24 protein-coding genes and 1 other RNA gene are annotated in these 23866 nt (G+C 31.9%); 14 read left to right on the top strand and 11 right to left on the bottom strand.

The features are described from left to right. Both C7H52_RS12950 and C7H52_RS12955 read left to right on the top strand, forming a co-directional pair. Positions 1 to 3300, top strand: a 3300-nt coding sequence (locus tag C7H52_RS12950) for a T9SS type B sorting domain-containing protein (RefSeq protein ID WP_146130056.1), incomplete at its 5' end; no start/stop codon positions are given. A gap of 235 nt (positions 3301 to 3535) precedes the next feature. Then, complete coding sequence (locus C7H52_RS12955) at positions 3536 to 4408, top strand: SdiA-regulated domain-containing protein (protein WP_106464333.1); 873 nt, start codon at positions 3536 to 3538, stop codon at positions 4406 to 4408. A gap of 56 nt (positions 4409 to 4464) precedes the next feature. Here C7H52_RS12955 and ssrA read toward each other — a convergent pair. After that, positions 4465 to 4860, bottom strand: a transfer-messenger RNA (tmRNA) gene (gene ssrA, locus C7H52_RS12960). 221 nt (positions 4861 to 5081) lie between these two features. Here ssrA and C7H52_RS12965 point away from each other — a divergent pair. The 3 genes from C7H52_RS12965 (at position 5082) to C7H52_RS12975 (ending at position 7365) form a co-directional block, all read left to right on the top strand. Continuing rightward, entirely contained in the window at positions 5082 to 5297 is a 216-nt protein-coding gene (locus C7H52_RS12965; protein WP_106464334.1) for a hypervirulence associated TUDOR domain-containing protein, read from the top strand. Between the two features lie 75 nt (positions 5298 to 5372). Beyond that, positions 5373 to 6578, top strand: coding sequence for an NAD(P)-dependent oxidoreductase (locus C7H52_RS12970; RefSeq protein ID WP_106464335.1), 1206 nt, complete (start codon positions 5373 to 5375; stop codon positions 6576 to 6578). Further along, positions 6565 to 7365: an SDR family NAD(P)-dependent oxidoreductase gene (locus tag C7H52_RS12975; protein WP_106464336.1), complete on the top strand. Its 801-nt coding sequence runs from the start codon at positions 6565 to 6567 to the stop codon at positions 7363 to 7365. The genes C7H52_RS12970 and C7H52_RS12975 overlap by 14 nt, the downstream gene beginning before the upstream one ends. On the opposite strand, the gene C7H52_RS12980 is transcribed toward C7H52_RS12975, so the two are convergent. The 6 genes from C7H52_RS12980 to C7H52_RS13005 are packed head-to-tail and all read right to left on the bottom strand — an operon-like array spanning position 7349 to position 10465. Next, entirely contained in the window at positions 7349 to 8011 is a 663-nt protein-coding gene (locus C7H52_RS12980) for a DUF1361 domain-containing protein (protein ID WP_106464337.1), read from the bottom strand. The two genes, C7H52_RS12975 and C7H52_RS12980, sit on opposite strands and share 17 nt — an antisense overlap. Beyond that, positions 7992 to 8375 (bottom strand): ribosomal maturation YjgA family protein, encoded by a 384-nt coding sequence (locus tag C7H52_RS12985; RefSeq protein ID WP_106464338.1) that lies wholly within the window; start codon positions 8373 to 8375, stop codon positions 7992 to 7994. Before C7H52_RS12985 ends, C7H52_RS12980 begins: the two co-directional genes overlap by 20 nt. Beyond that, positions 8368 to 9006 (bottom strand): SanA/YdcF family protein, encoded by a 639-nt coding sequence (locus tag C7H52_RS12990; protein ID WP_245918627.1) that lies wholly within the window; start codon positions 9004 to 9006, stop codon positions 8368 to 8370. Before C7H52_RS12990 ends, C7H52_RS12985 begins: the two co-directional genes overlap by 8 nt. A gap of 2 nt (positions 9007 to 9008) precedes the next feature. Further along, positions 9009 to 9488 carry a Coq4 family protein gene (locus C7H52_RS12995; RefSeq protein ID WP_106464339.1) on the bottom strand — a complete coding sequence of 160 codons (480 nt, stop codon included), beginning with the start codon at positions 9486 to 9488 and terminating at the stop codon, positions 9009 to 9011. 51 nt (positions 9489 to 9539) lie between these two features. Then, entirely contained in the window at positions 9540 to 9833 is a 294-nt protein-coding gene (locus C7H52_RS13000) for a winged helix-turn-helix domain-containing protein (protein WP_106464340.1), read from the bottom strand. 5 nt (positions 9834 to 9838) lie between these two features. Then, the gene (locus C7H52_RS13005; protein ID WP_106464341.1) at positions 9839 to 10465 is read right to left on the bottom strand and encodes a hypothetical protein; all 627 of its coding nucleotides are present in this window, start codon (positions 10463 to 10465) and stop codon (positions 9839 to 9841) included. Between the two features lie 113 nt (positions 10466 to 10578). Between C7H52_RS13005 and C7H52_RS13010 the strand changes: the two genes are divergently transcribed. From C7H52_RS13010 to C7H52_RS13020, 3 genes are read left to right on the top strand one after another with little or no spacing between them, the layout of a single operon-like run. Continuing rightward, complete coding sequence (locus C7H52_RS13010; protein WP_106464342.1) at positions 10579 to 10938, top strand: hypothetical protein; 360 nt, start codon at positions 10579 to 10581, stop codon at positions 10936 to 10938. 11 nt (positions 10939 to 10949) lie between these two features. Beyond that, complete coding sequence (locus C7H52_RS13015; RefSeq protein WP_106464343.1) at positions 10950 to 11309, top strand: DUF1801 domain-containing protein; 360 nt, start codon at positions 10950 to 10952, stop codon at positions 11307 to 11309. Positions 11310 to 11347: 38 nt separating this feature from the next. Beyond that, positions 11348 to 12361, top strand: coding sequence for an AI-2E family transporter (locus C7H52_RS13020; protein WP_106464344.1), 1014 nt, complete (start codon positions 11348 to 11350; stop codon positions 12359 to 12361). 6 nt (positions 12362 to 12367) lie between these two features. Here C7H52_RS13020 and C7H52_RS13025 read toward each other — a convergent pair whose 3' ends face one another. Continuing rightward, on the bottom strand, positions 12368 to 13213 hold the full coding sequence (locus C7H52_RS13025) for a hypothetical protein (RefSeq protein ID WP_106464345.1): 846 nt from the start codon (positions 13211 to 13213) through the stop codon (positions 12368 to 12370). A 7-nt stretch (positions 13214 to 13220) separates the two neighbouring features. Continuing rightward, entirely contained in the window at positions 13221 to 14039 is an 819-nt protein-coding gene (gene kdsA, locus C7H52_RS13030) for a 3-deoxy-8-phosphooctulonate synthase (protein WP_106464346.1), read from the bottom strand. 316 nt (positions 14040 to 14355) lie between these two features. Between kdsA and C7H52_RS13035 the strand changes: the two genes are divergently transcribed. From C7H52_RS13035 to C7H52_RS13065, 6 genes are all read left to right on the top strand, one after another. Then, a complete protein-coding gene (locus C7H52_RS13035; protein ID WP_146130057.1) occupies positions 14356 to 14943 on the top strand; it encodes a hypothetical protein in 588 nt (195 codons plus the stop codon). A gap of 318 nt (positions 14944 to 15261) precedes the next feature. Further along, positions 15262 to 15894, top strand: a complete 633-nt coding sequence (locus C7H52_RS13040) for a hypothetical protein (protein ID WP_106464348.1) — start codon at positions 15262 to 15264, stop codon at positions 15892 to 15894. Positions 15895 to 16193: 299 nt separating this feature from the next. Next, a complete protein-coding gene (typA, locus tag C7H52_RS13045; RefSeq protein WP_181256251.1) occupies positions 16194 to 17993 on the top strand; it encodes a translational GTPase TypA in 1800 nt (599 codons plus the stop codon). A 346-nt stretch (positions 17994 to 18339) separates the two neighbouring features. Beyond that, on the top strand, positions 18340 to 18537 hold the full coding sequence (locus tag C7H52_RS13055) for a hypothetical protein (protein ID WP_106464351.1): 198 nt from the start codon (positions 18340 to 18342) through the stop codon (positions 18535 to 18537). Between the two features lie 4 nt (positions 18538 to 18541). Next, positions 18542 to 19918 carry a nodulation protein NoeA gene (locus C7H52_RS13060; protein ID WP_106464352.1) on the top strand — a complete coding sequence of 459 codons (1377 nt, stop codon included), beginning with the start codon at positions 18542 to 18544 and terminating at the stop codon, positions 19916 to 19918. A gap of 2 nt (positions 19919 to 19920) precedes the next feature. Continuing rightward, entirely contained in the window at positions 19921 to 21408 is a 1488-nt protein-coding gene (locus tag C7H52_RS13065) for a sulfatase-like hydrolase/transferase (RefSeq protein WP_106464353.1), read from the top strand. Here C7H52_RS13065 and C7H52_RS13070 read toward each other — a convergent pair. Next, a complete protein-coding gene (locus C7H52_RS13070; protein WP_106464354.1) occupies positions 21405 to 22556 on the bottom strand; it encodes a glycosyltransferase family 2 protein in 1152 nt (383 codons plus the stop codon). The two genes, C7H52_RS13065 and C7H52_RS13070, sit on opposite strands and share 4 nt — an antisense overlap. Continuing rightward, positions 22553 to 23758 carry a hypothetical protein gene (locus tag C7H52_RS13075; RefSeq protein WP_106464355.1) on the bottom strand — a complete coding sequence of 402 codons (1206 nt, stop codon included), beginning with the start codon at positions 23756 to 23758 and terminating at the stop codon, positions 22553 to 22555. Before C7H52_RS13075 ends, C7H52_RS13070 begins: the two co-directional genes overlap by 4 nt. Positions 23759 to 23866 lie beyond the last annotated feature (108 nt).

Consider the following 23866-nt stretch of genomic DNA (forward strand, 5'->3'; position numbering starts at 1 on the left):
CCAACGCCACAGATATTAGACACGCCAACGACTATAGAGATTTGTGATAATGCAACCGCAGATGGTTTTGCAACGTTCGATTTAACGACTAATAACACACAGATATTAGATGGATTAGATCCAGCCAATTATGAGATTACATATTACACGTCTCAGGCAAATGCAGAAGCACCAAGTAACCCAATAACCTCACCAACCGCTTATAACAATACCACAGCGTTTAATCAAACGGTTTGGGTAAGAGTAGAGGATGACCCAAATCCAACAGGAGTTACAAATGGTTGTTATAGTGTTGTGGCCATGAATCTGGTGGTTAATGCCAACCCAGTATTAGTACAACCAGACCCATTACAGTTATGTGATGAGAACAATCCAGGCGATGAGCAAGAATTCTTCACATTAGAAGATGCTAATGCTCAAATATTAAATGGACAAACCGGTATAGTACTGAGTTATCACTTAACACAAAACGGAGCAAATACAGACACTCAGGAAATTACCAGTCCATATGAGAATGTGGTAAACCCTCAGACTGTTTTTGTAAGAGCGGAAAATAGTGTAACAGGTTGTATAAGTACAACTACATTAACCCTTCAGGTTAACCCGTTACCATCACCATTAGCAAACCCAGCACCATTAACAGCGTGTGACACGGATAATGATGGTATATTTGATATGTTCGATTTAGACAGTCAGACTATAAGTATCTTAAACGGAGAGCCAAATGTGACGATAACTTACCACGAGACCGAGCAAAATGCGATAAGTGGCGCAATGGATTTAAGTAGTCCATATGAAAACATCCAACCATTTAGCCAATTGTTATGGGTAAGAGCAGAGAACAATACCACAGGATGTTACCGTATTGTGAATTTAGAATTACAAGTATTAAACTCACCTGTCATACCAAATAATATCGATCCAATCGATGCAACACCAGGTGATAATATTTATATCGTATGTGACGATAATAACGATGGATTTAATGTCTTTAATTTTGATATGAACGTAACACCAGTTGTGTTAGGTACTCAAAACCCGGCAGACTTCCCAATCAGTTATTACACGACACAAAACAATGCCATAAGCGGTATTAACCCAATTACTAACACGGCAAGTTATCCTAACGTGACTAACCCACAAACCATTTGGGTACGATTAGATAATGCCAATGGTTGTGAGACGATACGAAGCTTCCAGATAGAGGTAGAGTTCCCACCGGTAATAGTAACACCAACAGTATTAAATGCGTGTGACGATTTAGATGCGAACTACTATGAAGATAATGATGGCTTTACCACATTTGACCTAACGGTTAAAGATGGCGAGATTACCAATAACGATCCAAGTTTAGTGGTAAGCTATCACACTACAGCAGCGAGTGCACAAGCAGGAACGGTAACCATCCCAGATCCAACGATGTTTGTAAACACGGTAAATGCAGTGCAAACCATTTATGTACGAGTGGTAGATGCTAACACAGGATGTTTCAGTACAACCACCTTAACGGTACGTGTTAGACCAAACCCATCACCAACACAAAATCCAATGGATATAGAATTGTGTGATGACAATAACTCACCAGATGGCATAGAGGTATTTGATTTAACTCAAAATGCAGTAGACATCATCAATGGAGAGCCAAATGTAAGTTTAACGTACTATACAGATTTAAATGAAGCCTTAGCAGGAGTTAACTTTATAGTAGATCCAACGATGCATAGTAACGAAGATCCAGCTAACCCAGGAACAGGTATCTCACCACAAACCATCTATGTACGAGTAACCAGTGGAAGTGATGTTAATGGAACAGGCGGAACAGGTTGTTATACGATAGTAGACTTCGATATTATAGTTAATCCGTTACCAGTGATACCGACCGATGATTTAGATATCCGAGAGTGTGAGCCAAATACGGATAATGTATTTACGTTCGATTTAACTCAGAACACGCCTATAATCTTAGGAGCACAAGACGGACCAAACTATGCAGTAACTTATCATACAACCTTACTAGCCGCACAAAATGGCGCACCACAAATAGGTAATCCAGCAGCGTTTACTAACTCGAGTAACCCACAAGAGATTTTTGTAAACATCAGTAACACAACCACAGGTTGTGAGATTGCTACCTTAAGTTTCTTTATCGAGGTTAATGACGATGCAGTAGCGTATCCGTATGCTAATGTGTTTGAGGTTTGTGATGACAATATGGAGTTTGATAACGATACAACAAATGATAGTGCAACCTTCGATTTATCAACACAAGATGCAGAAGTATTAGGAAACGATCCAACAAATCCGCAACCGGCAGCAGACTTTGCAGTAAGCTATTACGAAACACAAGCCGATGCAGATGCAGGAACCAATCCATTACCAACATTATACAATAACATCGTTAACCCACAAGTGATATACGTAAGAGTAGATAACAACATCCCAACAGGCACGCCTCCAGTAGATGGTTCGTTCTGTTATGATGTAACTACACTAACACTTCAGGTTAACCCAATGCCATCATTTAATTTAGATGACATGTATCTAATTTGTGCAAGCACTAATGGAACAGAAGTCTTACCAAACGATGTGATAGACACTGGATTAAGTGCAGCAAATTACAGTTTTGAGTGGTATTTAAATGGAACAGTAATCCCAGGACAGACAGGACCAACTTTAGCGCCACAAGAAGGAGGAAGCTATGCGGTGATTGTGACAGATAATGTTACAGGATGTTCAAGCGATCTAAACGATCCAAATGCGAATACCATCGTAGAGGTAAGTACACCACCGGTTATAACCGCCGAGGTGGTTACCGATGCATTCTCAGAAAACCATACCATCCAGGTCACAGCAACAGGTGATGGAATCTCGGAATTTGAGTTCAGTTTAGACGGCGGAGCTTATGTATCTAACGAGCCAAATGATGGCACGTATACCTTTACCGATGTAAGCGCAGGAGAGCATGTAATTACGGTAAGAGACAAGAATGGTTGTGGAGAAGCAAGTGCAACAGTACTGGCAATGGACTACCCATTATTCTTTACACCAAATGGAGATGGCTATAACGATACGTGGAACATTTACGGAATCGCAAATCAGCCAGATGCGACGATTTACATCTTTGACCGTATGGGTAAACTCTTAAAGCAAATCAGTCCAACAGGCGCAGGATGGGATGGAACCTATAATGGTGAGATATTACCTACCAGCGACTACTGGTTTACGGTAGAGTATAGAGAACCAAACTCAACTTCAGATGAGAAGAAACAGTTTAGAGGACACTTTACGCTGAAGAGATAAAATAGAATTGATTAAATCAAAAAAGCCCAACTTATAATAAGTTGGGCTTTTTTAATTTCAAAATAACTTAGGTTAAACAGTTAAATTATTAGAGTTAAATATTATTGTTTTAAACAATAATTAAAAAAAATATAATAGAAATAGATTATAAATTAAGGTTAAAGCCTTTATTAGATTAACTAGTATAAACTAATTTGCCTAATTTGAAAAAATAAAAACAAATTAAAAATTATAAATGAGAGTATTTAATATCATAGTAGCCGCAATATGCTTACTTATAATAGGTGGTGGTATTGTGGGTTTTGCTTTACAACATAAATATAGAAATCAAATAGAAACGCCACAATTTTCTCAATCATCATACAAGATTACTAATACTTGGAAAATGCCAGGAAAACTAAAAGAGATTAGTGGTATTTCTTGGCTTGGTAATTCTAAAATAGCATGTATTGAAGACGAGGATGGCGTAATTTTTATATATGATTTAAATGAGAACAAAATTAAAGAGGAAATTACTTTTGGAGACTCTGGAGATTATGAAGCTATTACTATAAATAAAACTGACGCTTACGTGATGCGAAGTGATGGTGTGATTTTCGAAATTAAAAACTTTCAGGATAAAGACCTAAAGACATCAAAAATTGAAACAACATTTTCTTCAAAAAATGATATGGAGTCTTTATTTTATGATGTTAAAAATGACCAATTAATAACGGTTTGTAAGTATAAGGATTTGTCGTTTGAAAATTATAAAGGCTTATATGCTATTCCTTTAAAAACAAAACAATTAAATCCGACTCCAATTCTTAAATTACACATGAAAGATAAGGCTTTAAAAGAGTTTCAAAAAAAGAAGTTATATAAAACTTTTTATCCTTCAGATATTGCTATTCATCCAAAAACGGAGCAATACTATATTCTAGATGGGAGAAATACAACATTAATGTTGCTAAGCCAAACGGGAAAAATAGAAAAGGTTATAGAATTAGACGAAGATGAGTTTCCACAGCCTGAAGGCCTAACCTTTAGTCAGGATGGTAAACTCTATATTTCTACAGAAGGTCGTAAACACAAAGCTGCAATAATGGAAGTAGAAATAAAGAAGTAATAATAAAAGTCACCTAAAAAATAAAACCCTCTAAAATCAATACTTTAGAGGGTTTTTTGTGGAGTCGGAGAGAATCGAACTCTCGTCCAAACAAGTCATCAAATAGCTTTCTACACGTTTATTCTTTTCTTGGGTTTTCGATTAAAAGCTGGTTAAAGACAACCTACTTTTAACTTATCTTTTTTAGTTTCAATAAGGCGTCAAAGCGCCACCTTATCTATTTTGACATTTACGATGCCTCAAAATGGAACGCCGTCAATCAGGGCTTTCCGGAGACATAAAGCTTGTTCACCTTGTGAACCGAGGCTTAATCCTACTATAATTCGGATTAGGCAGCTAAAGCGTAGTTATTCTCGCCGTTTAAAAGTTCGACTTAGCGTTTTACGAGATCAAAATCATTACTCGACGTGCTTACTATTTCATAAATCTCGCTGTCAAAACCAGTCGACCCCATTATAAAATAATAATTGTTATGGCGTTACCCTATCGGGTCAGGCTGTCCGCTTTATCTTTTTTTAGGTATTCACCATAAAAAAAGGATACCGCTTCCATCCTTAACGCAGTTAGCAAAACTAACAAAAAATAAGCTTCAAACACTATACCAAATCAGTTTTATAAAAACATTAAGAGAAATAATGGCAGGCAAAGTGTAATTTTAAATAAAAAAATAATTATGATACAAGAAGGAAGTAAAGTTAAATGGAAATGGGGAAACGGAACTGCGAAAGGAAAAGTGCAGGAAACCTTTACTGAAGAAGTTACAAAAACCATAAAAGGTAATAAAGTAACCCGAAAAGGAGAAAGCGGTAACAAAGCCCTTTATATAAAGCAAGACGATGGAGACCATGTCTTAAAAAGTGAAAGTGAAGTAGAGCACATCACCTCATAAAATATTTGCTCAAGCCTTTATTAAGCATTACTTTAGCAAACCTATTTTAATACCACCAGTTAAAACGTATTGTATATGAAATTTGCTATAATAAAAGAGCGTAAAAATCCGCCAGACAGACGTGTTGTTTTTTCACCAGAAGCTTTAGTAACTTTTAAAACAAAATTTCCAGAAGCAGAAATTGTAGTAGAATCTTCAGACATACGTATTTTTTCAGACGAGCAATATAAAAAAGCAGGTATTACCGTAAGTCATGATGTAAGTGATGCCGATGTGATGATAGGCGTTAAAGAAGTACCAATAGACGCTTTAATACCAAATAAAAAATATTTCTTTTTTAGTCACACCATAAAAAAACAGCCTTATAATCGTGAGTTGTTAAAAGCGATGTTAGATAAAAACATCGAAATGTACGATCATGAAACTATTGTAAATAAAAACAATGCTCGTCTTATAGGTTTTGGTCGTTATGCCGGTTTGGTAGGTGCTTATAATGGCTTTAGAGCTTTAGGTTTACGTGATGGCTTATTTGAGTTGCCAAAAGTGGAAAACTTAGCAGATTTGGATGCTGTTAAAGCCGAATTAGATAAGATAACATTACCTCATATAAAAATTCTTCTAACCGGAACAGGTAAAGTAGCCTACGGTGCAAAAGAGATTTTAGATTATTTAAATATTAAAGGAGTTAGTGATGCCTTGTATTTAACTTCAGAATTTACAGAACCTGTGTATTGCATGGCAGATGTAATGGAATATGCCAAACGTAAAGATGGTAAAGTAGGCGACAAAAGAGCATTTTATAACGATCCAAGCGGATACGAAAGCAATTTTATGCCTTATGCCAGACAAACCGACTTTTTTATTGCAGGTCATTTCTATGGAGATGGCGCTCCGTATTTATTTACTAGAGACGATGCAAAGCAAGCAGATTTTAGAATTAATTTAGTAGCCGATGTATCATGTGATATTGATGGTCCTGTAGCAAGTACTATAAGACCAAGCACTATTGCAGAGCCATTTTACGGCTACCAACCTGAAACAGAATCTGAAGTCGCATTTAATGCGCCAGGAGCTATCACAGTTATGGCAGTAGATAATTTACCATGTGAATTACCTAAAGATGCCAGTGAAGGTTTTGGGGAAACTTTTCTAGAGCACGTTATTCCTGCTTTTTTTAATAAGGATGAAAGAGGTATTCTTAAACGAGCAAAAATGACAGAAAATGGTGAGTTAACTAATCGCTATAATTATCTGCAAGACTATGTCGATGGAAAAGAGTAAATCTTTTGCTTTAGTTACTGGTGCTGCGTCGGGTTTAGGGTTTGAATTTGCACAATTACTGGCAGAAGATGGTTATGATTTAATTTTGGTAGATGTAAATGAAGAACAACTTTTAGATACCAAAAAACAACTATCGGATAACAATCAAATAACAGTAATTTCAATTTCTCAAGATTTAAGTTATCAAAATTCTGCTCAGGATTTATATGATAAAATCCAATCGTATCCTATTAGCATCTTAATTAATAATGCAGGTTTTGGAATGTTTGGTTCTTTTCATGAAAATGAATGGGAACGTGAATTAAGTATGCTCAACCTTCATATTGTAACCTTAACACATTTAACCAAATTGGTGTTAAATGATATGGTTAGTCGTAATCACGGTAAAATTTTAAATGTGTCATCTTTGGCAGCATTTCAACCAGGACCTCTAATGGCATTGTATTATGCTACAAAATCCTATGTGCTCTCTTTTTCAGAAGCAATTGCAAACGAGCTTAAGGATACTGGTGTTACAGTAACTGCTTTTTGTCCTGGTCCAACAAAAACCTTGTTCCAGGAAACTGTTTCAGCTTCAAATAAAGAAGGAAAAATAGCTTTTAATATGGGTTGTCCAAAAGAAGTTACTTTATATGGTTACAAAGCCATGTTAAAAGGAAAAACTTATGCTATTCCTGGGAAATTTAATAAATTTTTAGCCCTACTGCCACGTTTTTTATCTCGAAATGCTTCAACTAAAATTGTTAGAAAAATTCAGGAAAAAAACAGGATTAATGAGATGTCATAGACCTGATTTGATCTAAAAGTATATGACTTGCCCATAAAACACTTCCGAAGAAGAACGTATATACATACATGTTTTTATCTACGTTTATTAGTGATATTTCAAAAATATAATACAGTAGTTGTTTTGGCTGACTTATAATGTCCCAAGAATTAAACCGTAAATAACGTCCTAAATAAATACCGAATCCGCATAAAAAATAAATAAGTACTAAAAGAGGTTTAAGTAATTTTACTTTGAAGTGTGTTGCTATAATGACTTTAAAATTTGAAATGCTAAGGTAAAAAGCGGTCAATCCCACAAAAGCAAAACTTCCAATAACCAAAACATCTAACCAGATGAAATAGGTATGACTTCTTTGTAAGTGAATAAAATCTGTGATAATGTATGGTGCATTAGGTAAAAACAGAAGCCATACAATAAGCAAAATAAGTACAAAAGGTTTTTTTAATTTAGAATGTCCTAAAATATAGCTACTAATACCAAGAGGTATAAATGCTAAAACTAAATTCCAAACCAAAAATAGAAAGTATATAGATTGAGTATACAATACTCTAAATGATATGAGGCTAAAACAAAAGAAACTACTTATCAAAATAAATTTAAAAGTGGCTAAAGGAATACTGTAATTATGGATTATTGGTTTCATAAATGTGATGTTTATCTATTAAGTAAATAATTAAAACGCCAACGGAATAGGCTAGTAGGTCTTCAAAACTAAAATGATTACCCAAGACCACAGTAAGCAGTTTGTTGTGTTCTTGATGAATTAATTTTGTGAAATTTATAAGTTGTAAGCCTTCAATTAAAAAAGAAATGAATAGACTTATAATAGCCACAATAAATGGTTTCAAACTGAAGAAGCTTCTTATAAAAGTGTACACCAAAATACTAGCTAATACATCTCCAAACGTATATCTTATAAATCCGGAATCAAGACTTAGCGCAATAGCTATTTCAATACCTAAAATAATAACTGTAAGCGTTAAAAATATGGAGTTAGGTTTAAACATGAGGGATTTTAATTTTTTCACCTAAAAATTTAGGTTGTGTATTAATTAAAACATCTATTACAGCTTTGGTTTTAGCAAGATATTCTCTTAACCTAGTTTTTAGTCCAATTGAACTGGAAACGTCTTTTGCATTAAAGGCAATAGCATTTATGTTAAAATGTTTAGCTAGAAATATAGCGCGTTGGTTATGAAATTTTTGAGAGATAATTGTAACCGATTCTTGTCCAAAAATTTCTTTTACTCTTACAATAGAATCTAAAGTTCTAAAGCCTGCAAAATCAAGATAAATGTGCGCTTCTGGAATGCCATGTTTTACTAAATCGGCTTTAAACATATTCGGTTCGTTATAATCTTTAGAACTATTATCGCCACTAATAATGATATACTTAATTTTTTGAGCCTTATATAATTGTATTGCAGCGTTAAGACGATACTTGTAATACAAGTTAATTGAGCCGTTAGATACGTATTTATTTGCACCCAAAATAACACCAACATGGTTGGATGGTATTTGTGCTGTAATATTATAGGTTTTGTTCTTTGCGCTATGTATGACTATAGTATTTGTAATAACAATGGTAAATAATAGCATACTCATGAGTATGATAAATCTTTTTAAGATGGTTTTCATAATTAATTATAGATTAAGTTAACAAACGTGGACGCTCTTAGTATTCCAATATCAGTATGTAATAATGTACTGTAATCAAATTGATAAAATGCATTGGCACTTTTACCAATTCTATAGGATTTTAAATAGTACGGCATGTATTCTGGTAACAATATTGTGCCTAATAAAACAACACCAAAAAGATAAAGACTTCTTTTTCCGTTGCCATAGCAGAGGTATTGTAATGCAATTTCATCTTCAACTTGAGTTCCATAACCGGTAAGAACGTGATAACAGTCATGACGCTCAATCTTAGGAATTAATTCAAAATTATTTTTCTTAAGAAATAATCCCAAATGATAACCAAAACTTTCTTTAGTATAATTTAAAAGTTCTTGCTTAGATATTTTCCAAGCTGTATGATTTCTTTTAAAATAGGTGATATAAAAATGTTGACTGTTTTCAAAAAGCCAAATGATTAATTTTTTTCTATAGTTTCTCATATAATTACTTAAAAGTACTTTGAAATACAAAGTAAATGGTTAAAAAAAAGTTTAGGTGTTTTTTAAAAGTTGTTCTAAAGCATCAATATGTTTTTTAAAGGCGGCTTGTCCTAATTTAGTTGCCGAGTAGCTCGTGTTGGGTTTTTTACCAATAAACCGTTTTTCAACTAAAATATACTCTGCTTTTTCAAGAGCTTTTGTGTGGCTGGCTAAATTACCATCTGTAGCTCCTAAAAGTTCCTTAAGCGTTGTAAAGTCCATTTTTTCATTAACCATAAGAACAGACATAATGCCTAATCGTATTCTATGATCAAAAACTTTATTTATGTTGTTTATTATACTCACTAGTCTTAAGTTCTATCGTGTTTAAGATACATCAAAGAACCGTAAAAAATATGGCATATTCCAAATCCTAAAGCCCAAAAGAATAAACCGTAACCCAAAAAGTAAACGGAAATAAGCCCAATTATAATCATAGTTAACCCCAGATATCTAATATCACCCAAAGTATACTTGCTTGCATTAACACAAGCTAATCCATAAAAAACTAAAGTTAATGGCGCTACATAGGCATACACTTCTTTTTCAATTAAAAGTAAAATGAAAAAACCACCGGTAACTAAAGGAATGGCAAAATTTATAATTAAACGCTTCGATGTTGCATCCCACAAAACCTCATCTCGTTTTTTAGCTTTGCTATAACTTAATAATATACCTGTTAATATGGAGGCAACAACAACTACAAAAGCAATTACAAATATTTGTATCATTCGATCTTCGGTTAAAACTAAAGTTCTATAGCCATAAGTAGAGATGCTATTATTGGCGTAAATAATTTGATAACCTAAAAACGCTCCTATAAGGGCATAAATACCGGCTAATATCCCAGATAAACCACTAAGAGATATAAAACGAGAAGACTTTGTCATTAATTGTTTAATCTCGCTTAAGTCTTTTAAATAATCTTCATTGCTCATAATTAAAGTACTTTGAAATACAAAGTAAAATAATTTTACGTTATAAAACTAATAAAATCTAAAATTTAATTTTTTAAAAGTGTATTTTAGAAGTATAAATTAAATTATATATTATGTTAGGATTTCTGTTTAATATCGCCAATATTGCTGGAGGCATCTTATTGGGTTTGACCTTATTAGATAAGTGGGATGGGGACAAAGATTATTTTAATAAAGCTGCCAGTTATCTTTCACCATTTCAGACTGTAATTGGCTCAATACTTATGGTATTTTCTATAATTTACTTAATTCGAGGTGGCGGATTTTTATTTCATATAGTTAGTTTTATAGGCGGATTTTTGTTGTTAACCCATGTTATAAGTAAATCTCCAAGCTTAAAAGATAGTTTGTTAAAATTTTCGGATATGCTTATGCCTTTTAAGGCAGGAATTGGTATAGCACTAATAGTTATTGGTATTTTGGGATTATTTTAAGTTGTTATATTTTGAAACCAGCAGAAGAATATTTCTTAAATCAAATTGAGCCTTATCAGTCTATTTTATTAGATTTAAAGGCTATTATTGAAGCTGTTGTGCCAGAAATAACCTTAGAATATAAATGGAAACTTCCATTTTATTATTTACATGGACGGCCATTATTTTATTTAAACCAAACAAAAAATTATGTCGATTTAGGATTTTGGCATGCTCATTTGTTAGAACACCATCAGCATTACTTTATATCGGAAAACCGAAAAGCCGTAAAGTCACTTCGCTATTTTAAAGAAACCGATATTGATGAGAAAATTTTAAAAGATGTAATTGAGACTATCGCAAATAGTGATTTTCATCCTTTTAAACGTTAATGTATAACCAATTTTTTTTAATTAGAAATTAATTTAAAATGAATGATACCATCATAACACCAAAATTAACAAGACAGGTATTTGTACTAAGTCTTATTTTATTTATGGGGATTTTAATCTTTAGAGAACTCATTCCATATTTATCTGGTGTCTTAGGTGCGGTAACCATCTTTTTACTTTTAAGACCTTGGATGAATACTTTAATTCAAAAAGGTTGGAAAAAAAGTTTAGCGGCATTGCTTTTAATGTTCTTATCCTTTGTGTGTATTTTATTACCCATATCTGCAATAGTTATCATGTTGGGAAATAAAATTGGAGATGCAGTTAAAAATTCCGAACAGGTTGTAACCGCTTTTAAAAAGCAAATGGAAAATATTGAGTCTTTTTTAGGATATGACCTTACGTCTAATATTGATGCCTCCAAAATTTCAGACTGGATATCAAATAACGCGAAAGGTTTTGCGGACAGTACTTTAAATATTTCAATTGCTATAGGTCTAATGTACTTTATGTTGTATTATATGTTTACCAATAGTGATAAGCTTATAAAGTACTTACATAAATATATACCTATAAAAGAAAAAAACTTAAAAATTATAGGCTCAGAATGTCAAACTATGGTAAGATCTAATGCCATAGGCATACCATTAGTAGCTTTTGCTCAAGGTATTATTGCTTTAATAGGGTTTCTAATTTTTGGTATTAAAGATCCGTTTTTTTGGTTTATGTTAGTTACTGTAGGTTCCATGGTGCCTTTTGTAGGAACCCTTTTAGGGATTTTGCCTGTATTTCTGGTGACCTTGTCTTCTGGAGATACTTTTACGGCGTATGGTATTTTAATCTATGGTTTTGTAGTGGTAGGTTCTACAGATAATATAATCCGGCTTTTTGTGTTGAAAAAATTAGATAATGTTCACCCGTTAATTACGTTAATTGGTGTTATAGTAGGTGTGCCATTATTTGGATTTATCGGGCTTATTTTTGGTCCGCTCTTAATTAGTTTATTTTTAGTGATTCTAAAAATTTATAAAAGAGAATATGGACTAAAATAATTAGTTTTAAATACTAAAAATCCCACCAAGAGTCACAACTCGTTGTAAGAATAAAAATTGATGTGATGCTTTATCTGCAGGGTCGTTTGTAGTCTTAGCATCATACATATGTATAAATCCACCTTTCAAATCGGTTTGAATATAAAAATGTTTAAACAATGTAAAGTTTAAACCTAAGTTTAGAGAAGTACCATATCCTGAAATACTAAACTTATCGGTTTGGTCTTTGTAAAGAAGCGTCGAGTTGGTTCTGGGATATAAAACACCAATACCAACACTTTCTGTTATATTTATTTGAAAAACATCGGTATTAGTAATGCCAAACCATTTAGAAATATCATCATATCTGGCAAGTTCTGTGGTTACATAATTTAAACCATCGGTGTATTCAAATTTTAAAAAATCTTCAGACACAAAAGTGTCACCGTTATAAACCCCATTAAATGTGCTTCCAGGTTCATTAAGAGGTAAATTAATTTCACCTTGAACCTTTTTTACACGATTCCTGTCCATAACGTATTTCATATGATCAAAACCAATAATTAATGCATATTTATCCGAAATAAAATATCCAAGTCTAAAATTGGTTTGTGGAATGGTTAATCGGGTAGGATTAAAGTAATCTATATGCCAACCTTTTGGTTTATCATGTGCGCCAACATCCTCAATAGTAAAATCGTAATTCTCACCAGTAAAATGAATATCCGAGTAGGAGTATGACGCACGATTTCCACCCCATGCTATAAATAGTTTTCCTTTTTTTGAAGATGTATGCAATGAGTCCTGTGCTTGACTTATTGCTGTGCTTAGTAGTGCAAAACTTATCAAGCAGAGTTTTATGTTGTATATCATTAAAGATTTAGAAGGCGTTTATAGTCTGTCTAATTTTAGTAAGGTTAGTAAGTAAGGCTTCTAAATTATCTAAGTGTAGCATATTTGCGCCATCACTTTTAGCATTTGCTGGATCAAAATGGGTTTCAATAAATAAACCATCTACATGGTTTACAACTCCTGCACGTGCAATAGTTTCAATCATATCCGGACGTCCACCAGTAACACCAATACTTTGGTTAGGTTGCTGTAAGGAATGTGTAACATCTAAAATAGTTGGGGCATACTCACGCATAGTTGGGATGCCTCTAAAATCTACAATCATATCTTGGTAGCCAAACATAGTTCCGCGATCGGTAATCCAAGCTTTGTTATTTCCAGCATCTTTAACTTTTTGTACCGCATGTTTCATGGCTTCTGGACTCATAAATTGTCCTTTTTTAAGATTAACCACTTTTCCAGTTTTTGCTGCAGCCACCACTAAATCGGTTTGTCGCACTAAAAACGCAGGAATTTGTAACACATCTACATATTGAGCTGCCATAGCTGCATCACTAACTTCATGAATATCAGTCACTGTTGGGACATCAAAAGTTTCAGAGACTTTTGCTAAAATTTCTAAAGCTTTTTCATCTCCAATACCTGTAAAACTATCAATTCTGCTACGGTTAGCTTTTTTAAAGCTGCCTTTAAACACGTAAGGAATTTGTAGTTTATTAGTTATGTTAACCACTTTTTCTGCAATGCGTAAAGCCATATCTTCGCCTTCTATAGCGCATGGTCCACATAGTAAAAAAAAGTTATTCGCATTGGCATGCTTTATTTTAGGAATGTCTGATAATTGCATAGCTTAAATTTTACAGCGCAAAGATACATAATTTCATATCTAAGTTAGGTATGTTTATGCGTTTAGAAGTTTATTTGTTTAGCCTTTTATAAGCTACGAGTTTTGTTTTTTAGATTTTTTAAATAGAAAACTATTTGAATAGTTATGTCTATCTCACTTGCGGAAAATAGTTATATTAGAGTTATAAAAATTGTATTATAGGATTATCTTTACGGGATATAAGGAGCCCTAAACTTACTATATCCAGATTTATTTACGGGATATGAGTAATAAAATTAATTATATAACGAGTTGTAAAACATTAAAAAAACAATTAATGAGAATATTTAATCGTCTCATATTAGTAATACTAAATACATTCTTATTTATCTCATGCAATGATGTAAATAAAAGTAAGGAAATATATAAGTCTAGAATAATTGAGAACGATACGACCTATCAAAAAGAAACCTACATTTATTTTCTTAAAAACAAAAAAGAAGTAAATAAAATATATAAAGATAGTATATACACGGGAGTTATAGCATTTAATAGTTTGCTGGATACGGTTACTACTGAATTATATGAATTTGAAAAGTATCCGAACAGAGGAATATTGTTTTATAAAACCCAAAATCACAAAAGAGAAATTTCACTGTTGGATAAGCAATTAAATGGAAAAGTTTCTTCTCATGATTTATTAAAAGATTTTAAAAGCAAGAATAAACTAGATACATTATATGCAATTTCAAGTGACAAAATTCCAATTTTTGGTTTAAAATTTAATGAAGTTGGTACTCATTATATTAATGGAATTGTAGAAGATTTTGTTCATATTAAAACGTCAGATACATCAAAAGTGAGATTAATTTCAAAAGATATTATTATATCAACTAGCTTTGAGGTTATTGAGCCTGATTTGTGAGAGAATAATTAGGATAGTTAAATTAATAATTTTGCTTTAAATTTTAGTAAAAAACGGACTAAAAAAGAAAAAAACGTTTTACAACAAAGTATATATTTAATTGCTGCTGATTTCCTACCGGAAATCTTTGCTCTTTTATTATATTTAGTTTATGCTAGCTAAATCCTGCGGATTTAGGCCAGCAACTAAACATACACAAAACGTTGTACACAATTAACTCACTCAACAGCAAACTTTACTCATTGAAAATTAAGATTAACTAAATCTAGATTTAAAAGTTATTAAGTTATCTATAAATTTGAGTAAATTAATAAAATTATGAAAAAAATAAAACTTATAATTTTTCTCTTATTTCCCTTACTTATATTCGGGCAAAAAATAAATTATGAAGAATATCAAAGGGAGAGTTTTATAAAAGCAGAAAAAGCTCTTAAAAACTCAAACGGACTCGAAGCGTTGCATTATTTTCACACAGTTTGTATTTTAGATGTAAAGTCAGATATAGAAATTAAAGCAAAAGCAAAAATAGATTCTTTACTTCCTATTTATCAAAAAAAGGAATTGGAAAAATGGAAAGGAACTTGGAAGTTAAAACAAATAAAGACCAATCGATTTGACTATGAAAAAATTATAATTACTGAAAAAGAAATCTCGTTTTATAAAAAAGAAAAAGATACTACTTACTCTAGAAATGAAACAATTGAACACAAAAAATACGACCCTAATGATTTAATAGTTGATATTCATAGTGTCGAATTTAAAAATAAAGAAATTTGGGAATTTAGTTTAAAAGAAAAAAACAATGAATTAAGACTTTTTCCAAACTTAAAAACACAATCAGATGGAACGACTTGGATTCTTTTAGATGAACGTTCAATGATAAGAAACAAAGACGATAGAGAAAAAGCTTTAGCTGAAGAAATAAGAACTTATTATACAAAAATAAAATAACTGTGTACAACACCGGGATATAAGTTATAAAATAACACCAATTAATATTCTAGTTCTTCTTTCTAAATTAACAACTCATATAAACTCTCCTAAACCAATCCTAATAAACTTTAAAATTAAAATCTAGCATTAGCGATAAAAGCGGCATCCTTTTTAAGTGCTTTAGACTTAAAAAGATACAGCGAATAGCGCGACCTTTTTACCGTTTTGTAAAAAGGAAATGCCAAAAAAATAAAACGTGGCTATTTATCCATAAAAATTAAGTACATTTGCACGCTTAAAATAAGGCAGCATTTATTATGGCTAAAATTAAAAACATTGCAATTATTGCGCACGTTGACCACGGTAAAACAACGTTGGTAGACAAAATTATGTACCATTGTCAGTTATTTCGTGAAAACGAAAACACTGGAGATTTAATTCTTGATAATAACGATTTAGAGCGTGAACGTGGTATTACCATTACCTCTAAAAACGTTTCTGTAATCTATAAGGATACAAAAATTAATATTATTGATACACCAGGTCACGCCGATTTTGGAGGTGAAGTAGAGCGTGTATTAAACATGGCAGATGGTGTGTTACTTTTAGTAGATGCTTTTGAAGGGCCAATGCCACAAACCCGTTTCGTATTACAAAAAGCCATAGACTTAGGTCTTAAGCCTTGTGTGGTTGTAAACAAAGTAGATAAAGAAAACTGTACACCAGAAGAGGTACATGAAAAAGTATTCGACCTAATGTTCGAGCTTGGTGCAGAAGAATGGCAGTTAGATTTTCCAACGGTTTATGGTTCAGCTAAAAATAACTGGATGAGTGACGACTGGAAAAACCAAACAGAAAACATCGAGCCTTTATTAGATATGGTTATCGAGCACATTCCAGAGCCAAAATTACCAGAAGGGAATACTCAAATGTTAATTACATCTTTAGACTTCTCTAGCTTTACAGGACGTATTGCTATTGGACGTTTAACTAGAGGTGAATTAAAAGTAGGTCAGAACATTTCGTTAGTAAAACGTGATGGGAAGATTGTAAAAAATAAAATTAAAGAATTACACATTTTTGAAGGTCTTGGTCGTATTAAAGTAGACGAAGTACAAACTGGAGATATTTGTGCAATTGTTGGTTTAGAAGGTTTTGAAATTGGAGATACGGTAGCAGATGCTGAAAATCCTGAGGGATTAAAAACCATTGCTATTGATGAACCAACGATGAGTATGTTGTTTACTATTAACGATTCGCCTTTCTTTGGTAAAGACGGAAAGTTTGTAACCTCAAGACATATTAAAGACCGTTTAACTAAAGAATTAGAAAAAAACTTAGCCTTACGTGTTAACGAAACCGATAGTGCAGATAAGTTTTTGGTTTTTGGTCGTGGTGTATTACACTTATCGGTTTTAATTGAAACCATGCGTCGTGAAGGTTATGAATTACAAATTGGACAACCACAGGTAATCATTAAAGAAATTGATGGCGTTAAATGTGAGCCAATAGAAGAAATGACAATTGATTTACCTGAGAATGTATCTGGTAAAGCAGTAGAATTAGTAACCATGCGTAAAGGTGAGATGTTAAGTATGGAAGCTAAAGGTGACCGTATGGTTATCGAGTTTTTAGTACCTTCTCGTGGTATTATTGGTTTACGTAACCAGTTATTAACTGCTACAGCTGGAGAAGCTATTATGGCGCACCGTTTTAAAGAATACCAACCATTAAAAGGTGGTATTCCAGAACGTCAAAATGGATCGTTAGTTTCTATGGAAAAAGGTACTGCAATTCCTTACTCTATCGATAAATTACAGGATAGAGGTAAGTTTTTTGTAGATCCAGGTGAAGATATTTACGAAGGTCAGGTGATTGGAGAAAATTCTCGTCAGGATGACATGGCTGTAAACATTACAAAAACTAAAAAGTTAAGTAACGTACGTTCTTCTGGAGCAGATGATAAAGCTAAAATTGTTCCGGCAATTAAATTCTCTTTAGAAGAAGCTTTAGAATATATCCAGAAAGATGAGTATGTAGAAGTAACACCAAACTTCTTACGTTTACGTAAAATTCATTTAACTGAAGTAGAGCGTAAAAGAAATAAATCGATTTAATTTTATTAAATCTTAATTATATCAAGAGAAGTGCTATTTTAGTGCTTCTCTTTTTTTTAGTTTTAAAATATAATCAAGTAACTAAATAAAAACTAACTTAACGCATATGGAATTTTTAGGTATATCAGGAGTAGAATGGGTAGGCTATGCAGCGTCACTTGGCGTATTATTATCGTTTTTAATGCGAGATATTAAAACCTTACGATTGGTTAATTCTGTGGGTTGTTTACTATTTGTAATCTACGGTGTTTTATTAAGTTCTATTCCCATAATCATAACCAATGTGGCTATATTGCTGATTAATTTTTATTACTTATTTTTGAAAAAGAGTTAAACCACTATTTTTATGACTTTACTTTACTTCGATCCAGGATTAGGAGCTATGATTATTCAGGCTTTAGTAGCAGCAGTAGCGGCAGTTGTTCTGTTTTCGAAAAATTTAATGTTCAAGATAAAATCGTTTTTCGGCTTAATTAAGCATGAAGAAGATGATATGTTTGGCGATATCGATGTAAATAAAAAGGAAGACGATACAAGTAACTAGTTTTATGAGTCTAAACGCACATAGCTCTTCTTTTCGAGATCCTTCTGGATTTATTTTTGTAGAAGATGGACTGGTAAAACGACAAATTAATCCCATCTATTTTGAAACGTATTCGGTATTAAACGAGGCTGATTTTTATAAAAAAGCTATTGAATATGGCTTGTTAATTCCTCATGAAGAACTTTTTGTTTCTAAAGAGAAAATTATTATTCAACCTGAGCAAATTCCATTTATTACCTATCCTTACGAGTGGAGTTTTAATCAATATAAAGAAGCCGCATTACTCACTTTAAAGTTTCAGAAATTTGCTTTAGAGCATAATTTTTCGCTAAAAGACGCTTCTGCTTTTAATATAGTTTTCAATAAAGGCAAAGCCATTTTTATAGACACATTGTCTTTAGATATTTATAAGGAAAAGACACCTTGGCGAGCCTATAAACAATTTATAACACATTTTTTAGGTCCATTAGTGTTAGCGCATTATCATGGTGCAGCATCCTTAAAACTAATGAGTAATTTTATAGATGGTATTCCACTATCTATGTTATCTACCATGTTACCTATAAGCACAAAGCTTAATCCTTTTTTATATACAAATATTCATTTATTAGCAAAGTTTGAAGCTAAGCACAGTGAGGACTATACAGGAACTTCTAAAACGAAACAACTATCTAAAAAAGGACAGTTAAATATATTAGAAGCGTTATACAATTACATTAAAAAATTAACGCTTAAGGAATCTACCGAATGGGGAAATTATTATACAAAAACTAATTATAGTGATGATGCGTTTAAAGAAAAGTCGGTAATAATTAATAATTGGATTTCTAAAATAAACCCTAAAACTTTAATTGATGTAGGAGGAAATGACGGTACTTTTGTTCGTAAAATTGAGGCACCTTTAGACCTTGCGTTGGTTTGTGATATAGATAATAATGCAGTAGATGCCAATTATAGGCAGATTAAAAAAGATAAAGAGTACAATATATTACCGTTTGTATTGGATGTTTTAAATCCAACTGCCAATATTGGCTTTAATAATAAAGAACGATTTTCATTTATTAAACGTGCTAAACAATTTGCACCAGAGGTCACTATGGCTTTAGCAGTTATACACCATATGAGTTTATCTGGAAATATTAACTTTGATATGTCTGCGCAATTTTTTGCTTCATTTTCAAACCATTTAATTATTGAATTTCCTAAGCGAACCGATTCTTGGGTGCAACGTTTGTTAAAGTCTAAAGGAGAATTTGAAACCTATTTTGATTTTTATAATGAATCTGAATTTGAGTTGGCTTACCAAAACTACTTTCAACTAGAGAAAAAAGTCGACATAGGAGAATCGGACCGATTGCTATATTTTTATAAGCTAAAATAATTTTGAGAGCAGCCGTTTTAAATTTTATAAAAAGTAAAAAAGATAATGTTCTATTAACTGCTTTTTCAGCTGGAGTTTATCCTTTTTTTAGGTATTTAGATACTCATTTTTATGTCGCAGGTTCACTTAGACATATTATTTTTTTCACATTTTTATGTATTGTATGTCCTATAACTTTAATAGGCTTGTTTTTTTTGCTTTCTAAAACGTCTAAACTTATTTTAAAATATAAAGGCGTTTTATACACTTTTTTAAACTTAATTACATTTGTAACGCTTATTCTCATTATTACCTCAGTTTACAACAAGCGTTATATGTTGTTTGCTATATGTGGTGCTTTTCTACTTTCATTTTTAGTATATAAGCATTTAAAAAAAATTATTGTTTTTCAATTGATATTTGCAGTAATGCCTTTAGTGGCGTTTTCGACTAAGCTGTTTAAGTCTGTAAAGGATTCCGATAAGTGGTTACAACAAACAGATCACATAAAATCTGTTGTCTTCAAAAAAAAACCAAATATTTATGTCATTCAGCCAGATGGTTATGCTAATTTTTCAGAATTAAAAAAAGGCTATTACAACTTTAATAATTCAAATTTTGAAGACTTTTTAAAGCAAAATAAGTTTAAGCTTTATAATGATTTTAGAAGTAATTATGTGCCTACAGTTTATTCTAATAGTTCGATGTTTGGTATGCGTCATCATTATTACAAAGCACAATCTCATGCAGAAAATGAAACCTATAATTTTAGGAACATAATTGTAAACCAAAACCCTGTATTAGATATCTTAAAAGCTAATAACTATCAAACACATTTATTTTTGCAAGAGCCGTATTTTATTTTAGGAAATGAATTAAAAGGATTTGATACTTGTAATATAAGTTCCAATGAGGTGTCCTATTTCTCAAATGGGTTTGATTTAGATAGAAATATTACTGAAGATTTTGAGGATTTAATTAAGCAAAACGGAAATGATGCGCATTTTTTCTTTTTAGAACAATTGCAACCTTGGCACATTAGTAATAATAAACAACAAGAAAATGCTAAGGAAAAAGAACGTAAAGCCTATTTAGAGCGTCTGGTAGATGCAAACTTGTGGTTGGAAAACATCATATCATTAATTAATACAAACGACCCTAATGCGCTTATTGTTATTGTAGCGGACCACGGTGGGTTTGTAGGATTTAATTACGAATCGGAATCTAGAACTAAAACACAAGACCGAGATTTAATCTATTCTGCCTTTACATCGGCATTAGCTATTAAATGGCCAGATGATAGTGCTAAATTATACGACAAAGAGTTAAAAACATCTGTAAATATTTTTAGGACTATATTTTCTTATTTAAGTGAAGACATAAGTTTTTTAGAGCACCTTCAAAAAGATGATAGTTATTTGATAATAGAAAATGGTGCTCCAAAAGGCGTTTATAAAGTAATTAACGATAAGGATTACATCACTTTTGATAAGTTAAACTCCAAAAATTAACTGGCGTTTTTTAATCCAAGAATACTAAAAAACAAACTAAACAATACAATTTGAGTACCTAATTGCAAACTTATTATAGCAGGAATAACATAACGCAATAGCTTTGTAGGTTCTAAATTTGAGAAGTTTGTGGCTTGCCATAAGCTTACACTTATTACGGTAAGGACTATTCCTAAAATAACAAACAAACCGCCAATAATTAACCCTTTCTCAAGATTTAAAAACTTAAATAGTTTTTGGTATCGGTTACTTTTTGGTAACAAATTATTTTCTACTGCATAAATTTTGGTGAGTCCATAAAATAGCACAAACTGAAATCCGATAATGATACTTGTAGCGGTATAAAGTAAGGTGTGTACATCTAAAGTTATTGTATTCAATTCTACAGGTTGAATAATTAATAACGCTGACCCTAAAAATCCAAATATCAATAAGATTAATCCTGGAATTAAAAACAACCAATTTGGACTATACAACAATAAAAAACGTAAATGTCTCCAGCCATCCCGCCAAGTATTTAAATGAGGTGGTCGTGTTCTTCCGTCTGGAGATAAAATAGTAGGCACTTCGGCAATACTTAGATTATTTAATTTTGACTTTACAATCATTTCTGAAGCAAACTCCATTCCTGTAGTTTGTAAGTTCATTTTATAAAAGGCTTCTTTTTTAAAACCTCTTAAGCCGCAATGGAAATCGCCAATATTTATTTTAAAAAATAAACGTCCTAAAAAAGAGAGTACAGGATTTCCTAAATACTTATGTAAAAAAGGCATTGCTCCTTTTTTAATACCACCTTTAAAACGGTTTCCCATAACCAAATCATAACCTTCACGTAGTTTGTCTACATAGGCTTGCAGGTTTTCAAAATCATAACTATCGTCTGCGTCACCCATAATAACATAGGTGCCACGAGCTTCTTCAATTCCACCTTTTAAGGCGTTTCCGTAGCCTTTAGCTTCAACATGAATAACTCGCGCGTTTAAACTTTTTGCTATGTCCTGAGATCCATCTGTACTGCCATTATCTGCAATGACTACTTCACCATTAATATCATATTTAGCAAAGAAACCCTTAGCTTTTTTTATACAAACAGCTAACGTCTCTGCTTCATTAAGACATGGCATAACAACTGATAATTCTAAACTCATAGGTTCTTGAATTTTCTTCTAAAAATTAATAGTAAGATGATAAATATAGCGAAGTAATTATAAAATAAATAGCGCTGTATAGAATGACAAGCAAATGCAACAATTAATGCATTAGAAATAATTAAAAGTGATAAAAATAATATAAATGACGTATCGCGTTTGTAGTCTTTTAAAACTTTTACAAAACTCCACAAACAAATAATTAAAATTAGTATTGCATTAATTGGCGACTTAAAGCCATAAAATACATTTGTAAAATAAATTAAAATATACGATTTTAAATTTTGTTGAATGTATACAGGCATTACCGCTTTACATGCTATTTCTACATTTATATAACTTGTAAAGTAATCTTGTTTTTTATAAAAGTAATAATAATTAAAGCCCTGCTCATGTATGGAACTATTACAAATTTGAGGGAAATGATCATGTAAGATTTTATATTTTTCTGAACAAGATTTATTTTCATGAGAGGCTAGATATTGAAGAGAATCTACCCGATTGTAAGCTTTTGTAAATATTGCCTTGTAGTCTTTGTTATTTATGGCTTTAAGATCTTTTTCTTTAGAAACAAAAAAGGGTTGTGTGATGGCATTAACATAACTAAATGGCGTGGTAACAAAATGCTTATGTAGTAATTTATGATAACTTCTATCTAGCAAGTTTGTAAAAACAGGCGTTATAACTAAAATGGTTAAAACAATTAAAGTCGTTTTTGAAAGTAATTTGCGGCGAGATTTAAAGAAATAAATAAGCGCTACAATAAGTGGAAATATAATAAATTGTCCTCTCGTTAAGCTTAATAGAATTGAAAAAACAGACACAAATAAAACATTTCTTTTATTGTTGGTATATAACAGTTTTATAGCATACGCTATGCATAACAAGTAAAGCGGATAAGAAAGTCCTTCGGAACATATATTATTTGCAATCCATAAACTTGGGTAAAACGGATAAAGTAAAATAATTAAAAGTACAACAGCTTGCCATACGTTTAATTTAAACTGTTTGTATATGTTTTGTGCGAGTTTGTGTACAGCAAAACATCCAAATACACCTTGAAATAGCACTATAAATACAGCGTAATTTTCTCCGAAAAATTTACTAAAAACCCGAAGGAAAATAGAATATCCTGGAAACCTATAAATTTGCATTTGGAGATAGGTGGTAGTATCCGGAGAAAAAATTGGCTCATATGCCATTACATATATTAGTGTTAATATGCATGCAGGAATACTTATTTTATTGTATAAACTCAATCTCTTTAACACCTATAATTTTTTAAGAGTTACTAAAATACAACTTATTTA

The sequence above is a fragment of the Aurantibacter aestuarii genome, assembly GCF_003008425.1.
GTDB classification, from domain to species: domain Bacteria; phylum Bacteroidota; class Bacteroidia; order Flavobacteriales; family Flavobacteriaceae; genus Aurantibacter; species Aurantibacter aestuarii.